Raw genomic sequence first — 12,793 nt, 5'->3', positions numbered from 1 at the left:
CCCCAGCGGGATGCTGACCATGGGGCTGCCCCGTAGGTTCGTTCACGGATCTCGGAATGGAAGGCGTCATGAACGAGTGAAACGATCTGTGCAGCTGCGGCGGGGGTTGCCGGCCGTCTTCGTCACCGCGCCTCTGTATGTCGGCGCGTTCGCTGAACGCCTCGCTTCCGGACACCCCGCCGGAGTACTTGCGATGTCCGATAATGAACACGTGCCCGAGACGACCACCGCGATGGCGGACCTCCCCAGCCTTCGCATCCTGCGGGCTGACCTCATCACCATACGAGGCTGCCCTATGCCACCTCTGGCCTGGCCCCGTTGGCTACGCTGGCTACCCCACGGCCTCGTGTTGCTCGCAGCCGCTCTGACTGCCGCGGCGGCGGGCACGACCGCCCCGATCTCGGCCATCGGGCACGCGGCCATGCTGGTGGTGGCCCTGCGCTGGCCGACGTCCGCCTGGTGGCTGTCGATGGCCTTCGTCACCGGTATCACGTTGGAGTATCCGCCCACCCACGACACTCAGATCTACGTGTGGATGGTGCACGCAGGGGTCCTCTTCCTTCTCGCGCTGCGGGTGCGCTTGCTCGCGGCGATCACTGCGGCCGTACTCAGCACCCTGCTGGCTGTTCTGCTGAAGCTGTCCGGCTGTTCCGTCGGCTCATGGAAGATGATCACCGGGGCCCTCGTGCTGTTCGCTCTGGCCGTGCTCATCGGAGCCGTGGTACGCGGCCGCCGCGAGGACCACGCACGCCTCAACGAGCAGATCGCCGCCACAGCCCGGGAACGAGCACTGCGCACCGTCCTGGAAGAGCGCACTCGGATCGCACGCGAGCTGCACGACGTCGTGGCCCATCACCTGTCACTCATCTCCATCCAAGCCGATGCCGCGCCCTATCGGGTCCAGGCTCCACCACCAGAACTGGTCACTGAGCTGGCCTCGATCCGCGCCAACGCCCTGGAAGGACTGGCCGAACTGCGCCACATGTTGGGTCTGCTGCGGTCGAACGGCCCCGGCGACAGCACGACCGGCACCAGCCCGCAGCCCTCCCTGGCACAGCTTGACGGGCTGCTCGGCAACGTACGCGCTGCCGGCCTTCCCGCGACCACCCGGATCGAAGGCACTGCCCGCCATCTGCCCCCGGGCGTGGAACTGTCGGCTTACCGCATCATCCAAGAAGCCCTCAGCAACATTCTGCGCCATGCCCCCGGTGCCGAGACGAGCATCGAACTCACCTATACACGAGATGCGTTGGGTCTGAGGGTCGTCAACGGGCCTGCCGCGCTCCCCGCTGCCCCCTCACCCGGGGCCGGGCACGGCGTCATCGGCATGCGGGAGCGCATCGCAATGCTCGGCGGTGATTTGGCCATCGGCCCCACCCTCGACGGCGGCTACGAGGTCAGCGCGGCGTTGCCCACCTGTATCGCGCCCGCCGTCGGCAAGGAGACCTGCGCATGACCATCCGCGTGCTCATCGCCGACGACCAGGCCATGGTCCGGGACGCCTTCTCCGTCCTGCTCGGTGCCCAGCCCGACATCGAGGTCGTTGCCACCGCCGAGGACGGCACGCACGCCGTCGCCCGGTCCGCGGAACTGGCACCCGACGTGATCGTGATGGACATCCGGATGCCCGGCCTGGACGGCATCGAGGCCACCCGCCAGATCACGTCGACGCCCGGAACATCAGCGAAGATCCTCATCCTGACCACCTTCAACCTCGACGAGTACGTCTACGAGGCACTGCGCGCCGGGGCCTCCGGATTTCTGCTCAAGGACGCCTCCGGCATCCAGCTCGCGGAAGCCGTAAGGGTGGTGGCCCGGGGCGAGGCTCTACTTGCACCCGACATCACCATGCGGCTCATCGCCGAGTTCTCCCGCGTGAGTCCTGGTGCCAAGCGGCCGACCGGCGTGCGTATCGATGCCCTTACCGACCGCGAGACCGAAGTTCTCGCACAGGTGGCACAGGGCCTCTCCAACGCGGAGATCGCCCAGGTGCTGGTCGTCGCCGAGGAGACGGTCAAGACTCACGTGGGCCGCATCCTGCGGAAGCTGCAGCTGCGCGATCGCACCCAGGCCGCCGTCTTCGCCTACGAATCCGGCCTGGTCGCCCCCGGCGACGGTGCCCGCTGGGCACCGTCGCTTCGGGCCGCCCCGTAGACCGGCGTGCCCATGCCGCTCCCGGCCCCTGGACAGTCCCGACCTGCGACGGCATGCGGTCATGCCTGCCGACAGCCGGAACGGCTCCTCGGGTGTCGGCGTAGCCCTGGAGAGCTACGCGGCAGGTTGGCCCCTCCGGGGGACGTAGATCACCGGCCCTGAAAGCGAACCTTGTGGCGTCCAGTCCGGAGGCACCGTCCGCCTCCCGCACCACGCCCACCCCAAGGAACGCAACCATGTCCATAGCCCGGCGCCCATCACCTGCCTCGCAGGCCACGCCTCCTGGCAAGATCAAGAGGTTCCTGAGTGTCGTCGCCGCTTCGATCGCCTCGATCTTGGCCTTCCTCACAGGCGCGATCATGCTGGGCGCGTACTTTCCGGCCATCCCCAAGGCCGGCGTGATCGGCCCGGTCATCGGCGGACAGTACCCCTTCCACCTGGCGCTCCTCGCCCTGGCCGGCGCTGCCCTGGGAGCCCTGGCTTGGCGCAGCGGCCTGGTGCGCTGGGGGTGTGTCCTCACCGCGGTGACCACTCTGTCGACTACCGCCGGTCTGGTCATCAGCAGCATTCAGTTCGTTGCCGCTCGCGACGCCGGTACGAAGATCTCCTTCAGCCAGGTCTTCGGCCAGCTCGCCTCCTCCGGGGGTGCCACGCCGGACACAACCCAGATTTATGCCACCCGTGACGGCGAGGCACTCGAAGCGGATGTATACCTGGCCGGGAAAGGCCGGGGGAACAAGGCGCCGGCCATAGTGCTCGCCCATGCCGGAGGCTTCCACACCTTCGACAAGAGCGACCTGCGTGGTACCGGCCGTTGGCTGGCGGACCACGGTGTGGCTGTGATAGCGGTCGACTACAGGCTGGCCTCCCCCGACCGCCCCACGTGGGACAAGGCCCCGCACGACCTCATGACCGCCCTGGGCTGGGTGCAGCACCACGCCGACCAGTACGGCATCGACAGCTCCCGTATCTCGCTGGGTGGCATGTCGGCCGGCGGCACCCTCGCCATGAACACCGCCTACCGCCTTCAGAACGGCACCATGCAGGCCACCGACGGGACCACCCCGAAGCCGCCATTCTCGGTGGTCGGCTTCTACCCCGGCACCGACGTCGACAACATGTGGAAGGACGACGTCGCGGGCACCCGCGAGGCCGCAGAGCTGTTCACGGGCGGTACGCCTGCCCAATACCCCGAGCGCTACCGCGATGTCTCCCCAACCACCGACGTTCGGAGGGGTCTGCAGCGCACACTGCTCGTCGTGGGAGACCGCGACCGCAGCTCCCGCCCCGAAACCATCAAGGACTTCGGCGCCTCGCTCCGAGCCGAAGGCGTCGATGTCACGGTGGAGGAACTGCCTTTCGCCGAGCACGCGTTCGACGACGTCTACGGCAGCCTGACCGCACAGACCAGCCGCCAGATCCTCCTGGACTTCCTCGGCAAAGACGCGTAGGGCGGGTTGAAACCTCGCTGTCCGGCTGCGGTGGTAGTTGGGTCGTGTGCGTACGACCAGAGGGCGCATCCGGCATCTGCTATTCATTCGCTACGAGCTCGTAACACGATCATGAGTCGGGCTTGTTGAGGCGTCGCCAGCAGATGAGGCTGCAGGCAAGGGAGACGAAGGTGTCGTGGAGTTCAGTGCGGCGTTCCCATCGGACGGCGAGTCGTTTGAACTGGTGGAGTAGAGCGAAGGTCTGCTCGACGACGTAGCGGAGCTTGCCCATGCCTGATGGCGATTCTTGGAAACGGCTCTGACCGCGATTGCGTGATGGTCGAGAGGAGGAGGTAAAAGGGGGTGTGCCAGAGTGAGAACCATGACGGGTTCCGAGTTTGATGCCGACCTGACCCCATTCCTTCAGGGGTCCGCTTCGGCGTCGTGGTCCGTGAGAGCAGCCTCAGGCCGGAGTCTGGCAGCCGTCGCGGAGGTTCCCGAAGCAGCCGAGGTCCTGCGCCGGCTGTTGCTGGATGGCAGCGACACCTTCGTGACCCAAGAGACCGCGGAGGCTCTGCTCGAACGCTGGGACGTTCTTGGTCTGCGCATGGTGCTGGCCGCGCTGGCCAGCGCGGATGACGACACTGGCGATCACCTTGATGCTGCGATCCTCAATGTCTGCCGTCAGTCGAAGGAGGACGAGGGACGGCTCGCGGAACTGTGCTCAGCGTTGACATCGGATGTGGACAGCGACGTGAGCAGAGAAGCTCGCCGGACTCTCGAACCGCTGCGGTGACCTGACCACTGCTCATCCTGGATGAGGATGCGGGTCCGGAGGAGGGTGAAGGACGCGCGCCCATACATGGCCCTCTTGAGTGTTTTCACGCGGTTGACGTGGCCTTCGACGACTCCTGAGCTCCAGTGGAGAGTCAGTCCCGCGGTGACGGCGGCGAGGTCGCCGCGGAGGAAGCCGGCGAATCCACTGATGGGCTTCGGTGCGTCCTGCTCAGCCTGGCGGATCCACTCGGTCAACAGGAAGCCCCGCCGGTGCCGGAGGAGTTCGGCGAAAGCACGGGCCAGGTCACAGGCTCGGGCGATGTCCGGGCAAGCGATCCGCACGTCCAGCAGACGGCGGACGAGGTCGGGCGGGAGGGTGTCCTGCGGCCGCATGATCCATCCGGTGATCTTGCGAGGGCTGGGGATGTCCGCGCGGACGGGTTCGGCGGCGCCGGCGCGGAGTGCGGCGAGGTGCTTGCGGACGACCTGGCGGCTGCCGCGATAGCCGCGTTCGCGGAGCTCCAGGAACAGCCGGCTGCCGCTGACCTGGCCGAGGCTCTCGGTGAAGCGGCTGTTCAAGTACGGCTTGAACGGCTCCAGCACTCCCACCGGACGGCGTTCGTAAGCGGAGGCCAGGAGCTGGTCAAGATCGGTGTCGCGGAACCGCCGGACGGTCTTGCGGTCGAGGTGGAGCCGACGGGCGATTGCGCTGACGGTCCAGCCGGCCGCGACCAGTTTGTGCACGTCGGCGTAACGGTGGCGGGTCCGTTCGATGATCTGCGTTCGCGGCAGCTCGTGCAGCGGAAGCTGCATCAGCGGGGGTGCCTCGGGTATGCGGGCTGTCTCTTCGTCGGCTCGTTTGCGCAGGCAGGAACGATGCTGGTGACAGGTCTTCTCTACCGCGGCCGCGAGGTTCTGCAGCAGGTGCCAGCGGTCGGCGACTTCCACCGCGTCGGGGGTGGCTTCCTTGATCGCCCGGGTGTAGGCAGTGGCTCGGTCCCGGCAGATGATCTCGGCACCGGGGTGCTCGCGCAGCCAGGCGGCAAAGGTCTCCGAAGTGCGATCGGGCAGAACGTCCACGACGCGGCCGGCCTCGACGTCGACCAGGAGGGTTCCGTAGGTGCGGCCCTTTCGAAAGGCGAACTCGTCGACGCCCAGCACCCGCGGGGACCGTTCGGGCGCGGTGGGAGGGTCCAAGAGTTCAAGCAGCCGCGTGCGACCCGCGACGAGATGCATCCGGCGGCACAACCGTTCGCCGGCCCGCCCGCCAAGCTCGACCGCGACCTGGCGCAACCAGACCTTCAGCCCGAGGCTGGAGCGGCGATACCGCTCGCTCAGCCCGCTGACCTGCTCGACGAACGTCCGTCGCCGACATGACTGCCGTTCGCAGAAGAACCGCCGGACCCTCAGCCTGACCAGCAGCTTCTTCCCAGCCAGGGGCCGCTCGGCCAGGCTTCGGACATAGGAAGGAGTGGACCTTCCGGGCCCGGGCACGGCACCCCGGGCACCTGGGTGGCGGACCGCACGCGGCCGCCACCACGACCAGGACCTCCGCCGTGAACTCCACGGCCTCCAAGCGAACATCGACGTCCGGGAACAACACATCATCCAGCGAGCAGACCCCCACCAGCCAGACATGCCCTGGCGGAACGTTCCCGCACGCGAGCCCTGACCTTGGAAATCACAAAACTCCGGTCAGAGCCTTGAAAACGGCCGCTGGCGCTCTTCGCCTCACTTCGTTGCCGCTTGAACGGTGTGGGGAAGGTGGGGAGCCCGAGAGCATGCGTGGGCCCCGCCGACCGTCAGGTCGGCGGGGCCCCTGTGATCGTGAACCTCAGCTGGTGGTCAATTGATCAGCCCGCACTTCGAACTCGACGCGTCCTTCGAGGGATTCGATTCCCCAAGGAGTGACGGAGATCTTGACCGTGTCCGAGGTGTCCGCGGTGTTGCTGGTGGTCAGGATGTCGCAGAGGATGCCGACCTCGACGGGGTAGCGGGAGTCGGGGGCCAGGTCGTCGCCTCCGGAGAAGACGGGCCACTTGTCGATGAAGGCCCACTGCTGGTGGTGGGCGTCTGTGAAGCGGACCTCGACCAGGCCGGGCTGGGGTTCGTCATCGACCCATCGGACCGCTTCACAGCGCAAGAAGACCATGGGCAGACTCTGCCATCAGGGCCTTGCGGCCGGCAGCCGGATTTCCCGGCTGCCGACCGGTTGATGGTGCTGTCACGGAGCCCTGCGGAGTGGGACGACATCGGGGAGGCCGGTGGGAACCGAAGGACGGGCGGCTTCCGGTGTCGCCAGGAGAGCGACGATGGTGACGGGCTGCTGGCAGTGGGGGCAGTTGCGGGTTGCCGTGGGCTCCAGCGGGTCCCGTTCCGGAGCCTGGCGGTAGGCGGGTCGTGCCGCGGGTTTGGGTGTCGCCGGCAGGCCGGGCAGCACGGGAGGCGAGGCCGTGGCCGGGTGAGGCGTTTCGCCGAGGCGGCGGGCTCGGTCTTGCTCTCGGGCCTGGTCACGGTAGCGTTCGGCATCCCTGCGGCAGGTCGGGGAACAGTAGACCTTCCGGATGGTTTTGGGCGAGTCGAAGGTGCCGTCGCAGACCGGGCAGGTCCGGCTCTCCATCGCGTTCTCGCTGGCGCGGGCCGCGGTCCGGCACTCCGGGGAACAGAAGATCCGGCGGGGGCTGATGTCGGTGGTGAACTCGTTCTTGCACTGCGGGCAGGTCCGCTGGACGGGAATGCGGCGGCGGTTCTGTTCGCGGCAGGTGGGAGAGCAGAACACCTGGCGGCTGGTGCGCTCGGCGACGGTGAAGATGGTCTCGCATTGCGGGCAGAGCCGGGCCATCTCGGATGGAACCTCGGTGGTGTCGGGGCTGGAGCTGTCAGGAGACACGAGCGTTCACCCCGGCTCGGAGCGTTTCGGCCTGGTTCCGGTGGCCGCGCAGTCGGTAGGAGGGGCCGTCGATGCCGGCGACGGCGGCCCGGTGCAGGAGCCGGTCGAGCATGGCTGCGGCGACGGTGGCGTCACCGAAGGCGCCTGCCCAGTCCGCGATGCCGACATTTGTGGTCAAAATCGTGGACGATTTGAGATACCTCTGATTGATCACCTGGAACAGCGCGGACGCGCCGTCCTCGGGCAGGGGGAGGTAGCCCAACTCGTCGATGACCAGCAGTTTCGGGCCGGCGAAGAAGTTCATGCAGGACTTCCACCGGCCTTCGAGAGCGGCCTTGTGGCAGCGGGCCGAGAGCTCGGCGGCGGTCGTGAAGTAGACGCGGTGCCCCGCTTCGACCGCTGCCCGGCCGAGTGCGACGGACAACATGGTTTTGCCGACTCCGGGCGGGCCGACGAACAGGACGTTGGAGGCGTCGTCGAGGAAGCGGAGGGTGGCCAGGTCTCGGATGAGCTTCTCATCGACGCCCGGTTGGGCGGCGAAGTCGAAGTCGTTGAGTGTCCAAGGTTCGGGCAGGCAGGCGAACCGGAGCCGGGCCGCCAGTCGGCGGGCCTCGGTGGCCTCGACCTCGATCTCCAGCAGCCGTTCGAGGGCCGCGGTCAGCGACATCCGTTCGGTCCGGGCCTGGTCGAGGACCCGGTTGAGGGCCTCGGCGGCATCGTTGAGCTTGAGGTAGGACAGGTGGCCTCGCAGCTGCTGGAAGCGGCGTGCTTCGCTCATCTGCATCGGCGACGATGGCGTGCTCACTCCTCGTTCTCCTCCTTCGGTGAGGGAGCTGTCCGCAGCCGGTCGGCCACGGCGGCATAGTGGGACAGGTCGATCACGACCCGTTCGGCCGGATCCCCGGCCGCCGGAAGCCCGCGCAGACGCTCGGCCTCCGCGAGAGCAGCGGCCGAGGGCGGCCTTCGGACCTTGGTTTTGCAGGGGGCCCGGTCGGAGAACGACGCGAGCACGGCTCGCTCCAGCGCGATGACGTGGCCGTCGTCCCGGATGGTCTGCCCGGATCCCCGAGGGGCCCGGCGGTGCTGGGCGATGACCGCCCGGCCCGCGGTGGCGATCCGCAGGACGTCGTCGCCCAGGCGGTTGAGCACCTTGACCTGGACTCCTGGCAGGCCGGGAGGGACGGAGTAGAAGTTCCCGTCGAACTGGACCAGGCTCTGCGGGCTGACCGTCCGCTCGACTTCCAGCTCGGCAGGAAACGGCCGCACCGGGATCTCCAGCATCGGCTCAGCCACGGCGAGCTCACCGATCGTGGTGGCCACGCCATCGATGCGGCGCCGCCGCTCGTCCATCCGGACGGCGAGTTTGTCGACGCCGGACTGGGCCTGGACGACGGTCAACCCGTCCGGAACCGTGCGCCACCAGCGCTGGGCGGCGGAGTGGTTGGTCTTCTCCACCACTCCCTTGCGGTTGCCGCGGCGGGGCGGACAGATATCCACGCCGGCTCCGTAGTACTTGGCGACGGCAGCGAAGGAGGAGGTCACCTGCCCGCTGGAGGGGTAACAGACCGTCGCCATCCGGTCGAAACGCCACCGACGGGCCGTCCCGCCGAGCTTGCGCATGACCTCGTCGAGGGCCTGGACCAAGTGCGGGAAGTCCTCGGACTCCGAAAGAACCGCCCGCCACCGGCCCGAATGAGCGAGCGCCCCCACCAGCAGGTGGGCGTGCTCACCCACTCCCCACCCCTCCGGCGGGCTCGGCAGCTCCAGCCAGTCGAACTGGATCTCCTCGCCGGGCGGATGCGCGATCACCGCGACGTTCCGGCCAGTGGAGGCGTGACAGGGCTCGCAATGCGGCCGGACCTGATACCGGCGCAGGGCCCGAGTGAAGGTCGAGTACGCGCCCGCATAACCCAGTTCGGACACCTCGTCGAACAACGTCGAGGCCCACAAATGCGGATCGTCGGCGAGGCGCTGGCGGCAATAGGGCAGGAACGGCACGAACGCGTCCGGGCCCTCGCGTCGCTCGCCGGGGGTTCGCTCGCCGTTCAGATAGGCACGGATCGTCTTGCGATCACGGCCCAGATGCCGAGCGATCGCCGAGATCGTCCATCCCTGACGACGCAGAGCATGAGCGTCCACGTCTTCCTCCCGAGTGAGCATTCAGGCCCCCGAACAGGCCGAACTCCTAGCTCACGCAGGCTCTCCACGACACGCCGACACCAGCTCGACACGCCGGGAGGATCACACAATGGATGGGGAGATCAAGAGAGCAGGTTTGCCCCACCCCAGAGCGACAAGTGGGGAAATCCAAATATCCCCATCATGCCCTTGATGTTCGGGGCTCCTTTGCGGGAGATGACGGGCAGGATCCGGCGTTTGCGCAGCTCTTCCCGGTTGGGGTTGGAGTCGTAGCCCTTGTCGCCAAGCAGGGCGTCCGGGCGCCTGCGGGGCCGGCCGGGGCGGCCCGCCACTGGCGGGATGCCGTCGACCAGGGCGAGGGTCTGGGTGACGTCGTTGACGTTCGCCGCGGTTGTGATGACTTTGAGCGGGGTGCCACGGCCGTCGCAGATCAAGTGGTGTTTGCTGCCTGTTCTCCGCCGGTCGACCGGCGACGGACCGGTGTCGGCTCCCCCTTTTTCGCCCGGATGTGAGAGCCGTCCACGCACGCCCTCGACCAGTCCAGCCGGCCGGACGCGTTCAGCTCGGCGAGCAGGATCCGGTGCAGCTGGTCGAAGACTCCGGCCTGCTGCCACCGCTCCAGGCGCCGCCAGCAGGTCTGGCCCGAGCCGAACCACAGCTCAGGCGGCAGGAGTTGCCAGGCGATGTCATTGCAGAGGACGTACAGGATGCCCTGCAGACACAATCGGTCGGCTACCGGCCGCGGCCCTGGCGACCTCGTCGGCCAAGGCGGCAGCAGCGGCTCGATCAGTGCCCACAAGTCGTCGTCCACGATCCACGGCCGAGTACTCACACCACCACGAACGGCCGAATCGTCACACCGGTCACGGCTGACCAGAACATCTCATCAAGATCGTGTTACGAGCTCATAGGGTGACGGGGACGAGAGAAGATGCACCATGGATCCCCGCATATCCCGCCTGCGTCGCAAGCTGGCCGCGATCCCGTTCCAACCGTTGCGCAGCCATTCCTTCGGGGAAGAGCAACACGAGTTTCGCCTCGGTCCGAAGCTGGCGGAAGCACGCGTCGCTGGGTTTGAGGCCGAGCACAACATCGTCCTACCCGACACCTATCGGCAGTTCCTCATGCACCTCGGAGGCTCAGGCGCGGCGCCGTTCTACGGCCTCATGCCGCTGGAGCGGTGTTCCCTGCTGGTCATGAATCCGCGCGGAGAACCAGGGGCACCACGCGGCTTCAGCGGCACAGGATCTGAGACCCACGGGCGCGATTTCTTCCTCCACATCATCGAAATGGGCTGCACCGACGTATGCGTCATCGCGGTGACCGGTCCCCTCACCGGCCGCGTCCTCATCGGCAACGGCGACGGGTATTGGGGTCCCAACGTCTCCTCCGCCACAGACTTCCTCGACTGGTACGAACGTTGGCTCAACCACATGAGTGCCGGACGCGACAACCGGGCCCTGGAACTCACCTCACCCCGGCTCCGCGCCCACCCCAACCGCCATCGCATGGCCCCGAAGATCTGACTCTCCGTAACAACTCCACGGAATGTGGCTCTGTCGCTAATTTGGGGGTAGTTGGGCAACTATCCGGTGTGATGGGTGGGGTTCAGGTCGGGGATCTTCTTCTGCCGGGTGTCGCAGTGGAGATCGACCAGCTGGTTCTGACGGATGTGGAGGTCCGGGTCGCCGTGCGATCAAGGGCCGTGTCGGCGGCCTGTCCCGGATGCGGGCGGAGATCTTCGAGAGTGCACTGCTACTACCAGCGGACTCTGGCGGATCGTCCGGTCGCCGGCCGGCGTGTGCGGATCGAGCTACGGGCGCGTCGACTCGTCTGCGGGAACGAGCAGTGTGACCGCCGGACGTTCGCCGAACAGATACCGGGCCTGACGCATCGCCATGCACGCCGCACCGACGCACTCACCGCCCAGCTCACCGACGTGGCCCTGTTCCTGGGCGGCCGGCCAGGCGCTCGCCTGTTCCAGCGCATGACCATCGACACCTGCAAGGACACTCTGCTCCGGCTGATCCGTAAGCTGCCGCTCCCCTCGTCGGGATCGGTGCCGCATCTCGGCGTCGACGACTTCGCCGTTCGCAGGGGACGGACCTACGCGACGATCCTCATCGACATGGCAACCCACCGCCCGATCGACGTCCTGGCCGACCGGGCCGCAGCGACTTTCGCGTCCTGGCTGCAAAACCATCCTGAGGTCCGGATCGTCTGCCGTGACCGTGCAGGCTCCTACCGAGACGGGGCCCAGGTCGGTGCCCCGCAGGCCATGCAGGTAGCCGATGCCTGGCACCTCCTGAACAACCTGGCGCAAGCAGTCGAACGGGTCATCGGACGGCATCGCGCTGACCTGCGACAGCCTCTCACCTCACACGATGACCGGACCGACGACGGCCCGGCCTCCGAGGGCCGCGACCGCGAAGAGCTGGACCTCAACGGGCGGCCACGACCTCTGGTCGCCCGCACCCGCGAACGCCACCAACAGATCCACGAACGCATCCAACGTGGCGACAGCCTTCGCGCCATCGCACGCGACCTGCGGCTCAGCCGCGGCACAGTCAACCGCTTCGCGCACGCCGCAGAAGTCGATGAGCTTCTCCTCGCGGCCATTCATCGACCCGCGCTGATCGATGATTACCGCCTCTACCTGCACCATCGCTGGATGGAAGGCTGCACCAACGCCTCCGCGCTCACCCGGGAAATCCAGCGGCTGGGCTACCGCGGCAACGTCAACACCGTCCGCCGGCACCTGAAGCCCTACCGCCACGGCGCGATCCCACTCACCGCCCCCTTGCCACACCTGACCGTCCGCAGGGTCACCGACTGGATCATGCGCCGACCCGAGCGCCTCAACGATGTTGAGCGAAAGGGTCTCGACGAGCTGTGCGAGCGGAACCCAGCGCTGGCGACGACCGTCGCTTACGCACGCCGCCTGGCACTCATGGTCCGCGACCGCCGCAGTGAACACCTCGCTCTCGACGTCTGGATGGCCGACGTCCGCCTCGATGGACAACGCGAACTCCGCACCCTGGCCAATGGCATGCGACGCGACCGCGCGGCCATCCAGGCCGCCCTCACCACGACCTACACTTCCGGAGCGGTCGAGGGCAACGTCACGCGGGTCAAGCTCCTGAAGAGACAGATGTACGGCCGCGCCAACTTCGATCTCCTACGACGCCGCATCCTGCTCTCACCATGATCAAGAGGCCGTTACCCCCAAATTAGCGACAGAGCCCGGAATGTGAGCCAGAACCCGACTTCGGAAGGCACTGTGGTCCGGCCCTGTTCGATCGCGGCAGCAGTGCTCGCGCCTCAACCTCCGCAGGCGTCGCGCCGGCCGATGCCGCCCCTCCACACCATCGAACACGGTTGCGGCGGCTGGATGCGATCCTGG

14 protein-coding genes are annotated in these 12,793 nt (G+C 67.4%); 6 read left to right on the top strand and 8 right to left on the bottom strand.

Features of this window, described 5'->3' with window-relative positions; all coding sequences use genetic code 11:
* The first annotated feature begins 88 nt into the window (after positions 1-88).
* The 3 genes from OG386_RS01100 (at position 89) to OG386_RS01090 (ending at position 3,605) form a co-directional block, all read left to right on the top strand.
* Positions 89-1,456 carry a sensor histidine kinase gene (locus OG386_RS01100; RefSeq protein WP_328786310.1) on the top strand — a complete coding sequence of 456 codons (1,368 nt, stop codon included), beginning with the start codon at positions 89-91 and terminating at the stop codon, positions 1,454-1,456.
* On the top strand, positions 1,453-2,154 hold the full coding sequence (locus OG386_RS01095) for a response regulator transcription factor (protein WP_328786309.1): 702 nt from the start codon (positions 1,453-1,455) through the stop codon (positions 2,152-2,154). Before OG386_RS01100 ends, OG386_RS01095 begins: the two co-directional genes overlap by 4 nt.
* A 236-nt stretch (positions 2,155-2,390) precedes the next feature.
* The gene (locus OG386_RS01090) at positions 2,391-3,605 is read left to right on the top strand and encodes an alpha/beta hydrolase (protein WP_328786308.1); all 1,215 of its coding nucleotides are present in this window, start codon (positions 2,391-2,393) and stop codon (positions 3,603-3,605) included.
* Positions 3,606-3,714: 109 nt separating this feature from the next.
* Here the strand turns inward: OG386_RS01090 and OG386_RS01085 are convergent, their stop codons facing one another.
* Positions 3,715-3,876, bottom strand: coding sequence for a hypothetical protein (locus OG386_RS01085; protein ID WP_405790520.1), 162 nt, complete (start codon positions 3,874-3,876; stop codon positions 3,715-3,717).
* A gap of 90 nt (positions 3,877-3,966) precedes the next feature.
* On the opposite strand from OG386_RS01085, the gene OG386_RS01080 reads away from it, so the two are divergent.
* Positions 3,967-4,380 (top strand): hypothetical protein, encoded by a 414-nt coding sequence (locus tag OG386_RS01080; protein ID WP_328786307.1) that lies wholly within the window; start codon positions 3,967-3,969, stop codon positions 4,378-4,380.
* Here OG386_RS01080 and OG386_RS01075 read toward each other — a convergent pair.
* The 7 genes from OG386_RS01075 to OG386_RS01045 all read right to left on the bottom strand — a co-directional run bounded on the left by OG386_RS01075 (position 4,269) and on the right by OG386_RS01045 (position 10,201).
* A complete protein-coding gene (locus tag OG386_RS01075) occupies positions 4,269-5,945 on the bottom strand; it encodes an ISL3 family transposase (protein WP_328786306.1) in 1,677 nt (558 codons plus the stop codon). The two genes, OG386_RS01080 and OG386_RS01075, sit on opposite strands and share 112 nt — an antisense overlap.
* Positions 5,946-6,195: 250 nt before the next feature.
* Complete coding sequence (locus tag OG386_RS01070) at positions 6,196-6,513, bottom strand: hypothetical protein (RefSeq protein WP_328786305.1); 318 nt, start codon at positions 6,511-6,513, stop codon at positions 6,196-6,198.
* 72 nt (positions 6,514-6,585) lie between these two features.
* Positions 6,586-7,251 carry a hypothetical protein gene (locus OG386_RS01065; RefSeq protein WP_328786304.1) on the bottom strand — a complete coding sequence of 222 codons (666 nt, stop codon included), beginning with the start codon at positions 7,249-7,251 and terminating at the stop codon, positions 6,586-6,588.
* Positions 7,241-8,056, bottom strand: coding sequence for an IS21-like element helper ATPase IstB (istB, locus tag OG386_RS01060; protein ID WP_328786303.1), 816 nt, complete (start codon positions 8,054-8,056; stop codon positions 7,241-7,243). Before istB ends, OG386_RS01065 begins: the two co-directional genes overlap by 11 nt.
* Positions 8,053-9,390 (bottom strand): Mu transposase domain-containing protein, encoded by a 1,338-nt coding sequence (locus OG386_RS01055; RefSeq protein ID WP_328786302.1) that lies wholly within the window; start codon positions 9,388-9,390, stop codon positions 8,053-8,055. The genes istB and OG386_RS01055 overlap by 4 nt, the downstream gene beginning before the upstream one ends.
* Positions 9,391-9,512: 122 nt before the next feature.
* The gene (locus OG386_RS01050; protein WP_328786301.1) at positions 9,513-9,824 is read right to left on the bottom strand and encodes a transposase; all 312 of its coding nucleotides are present in this window, start codon (positions 9,822-9,824) and stop codon (positions 9,513-9,515) included.
* A complete protein-coding gene (locus OG386_RS01045) occupies positions 9,821-10,201 on the bottom strand; it encodes a transposase (protein WP_328786300.1) in 381 nt (126 codons plus the stop codon). The genes OG386_RS01050 and OG386_RS01045 overlap by 4 nt, the downstream gene beginning before the upstream one ends.
* 127 nt (positions 10,202-10,328) lie before the next feature.
* Here OG386_RS01045 and OG386_RS01040 point away from each other — a divergent pair, with 127 nt between their 5' ends.
* Complete coding sequence (locus OG386_RS01040) at positions 10,329-10,916, top strand: SMI1/KNR4 family protein (protein ID WP_328786299.1); 588 nt, start codon at positions 10,329-10,331, stop codon at positions 10,914-10,916.
* Between the two features lie 71 nt (positions 10,917-10,987).
* Positions 10,988-12,598 (top strand): ISL3 family transposase, encoded by a 1,611-nt coding sequence (locus OG386_RS01035; RefSeq protein WP_328786298.1) that lies wholly within the window; start codon positions 10,988-10,990, stop codon positions 12,596-12,598.
* Positions 12,599-12,793 lie beyond the last annotated feature (195 nt).

Origin of the sequence: Streptomyces sp. NBC_00273 (assembly GCF_036178145.1) — a bacterium.
GTDB lineage: Bacteria > Actinomycetota > Actinomycetes > Streptomycetales > Streptomycetaceae > Streptomyces.
The sequence above is the reverse complement of the archived record's forward strand: the minus strand, read 5'-3'. Positions and strand labels throughout refer to the sequence as shown.

Coding starts and splice junctions, on each gene's coding strand:
- OG386_RS01095 (WP_328786309.1), top strand. CDS start 1,453: ATGACCATCCGCGTGCTCATCGCCGACGACCAGGCCATGGTCCGGGAC.
- OG386_RS01090 (WP_328786308.1), top strand. CDS start 2,391: ATGTCCATAGCCCGGCGCCCATCACCTGCCTCGCAGGCCACGCCTCCT.
- OG386_RS01085 (WP_405790520.1), bottom strand. CDS start 3,876: ATGGGCAAGCTCCGCTACGTCGTCGAGCAGACCTTCGCTCTACTCCAC.
- OG386_RS01080 (WP_328786307.1), top strand. CDS start 3,967: ATGACGGGTTCCGAGTTTGATGCCGACCTGACCCCATTCCTTCAGGGG.
- OG386_RS01075 (WP_328786306.1), bottom strand. CDS start 5,945: ATGTTCGCTTGGAGGCCGTGGAGTTCACGGCGGAGGTCCTGGTCGTGG.
- OG386_RS01070 (WP_328786305.1), bottom strand. CDS start 6,513: ATGGTCTTCTTGCGCTGTGAAGCGGTCCGATGGGTCGATGACGAACCC.
- OG386_RS01040 (WP_328786299.1), top strand. CDS start 10,329: ATGGATCCCCGCATATCCCGCCTGCGTCGCAAGCTGGCCGCGATCCCG.
- OG386_RS01035 (WP_328786298.1), top strand. CDS start 10,988: ATGGGTGGGGTTCAGGTCGGGGATCTTCTTCTGCCGGGTGTCGCAGTG.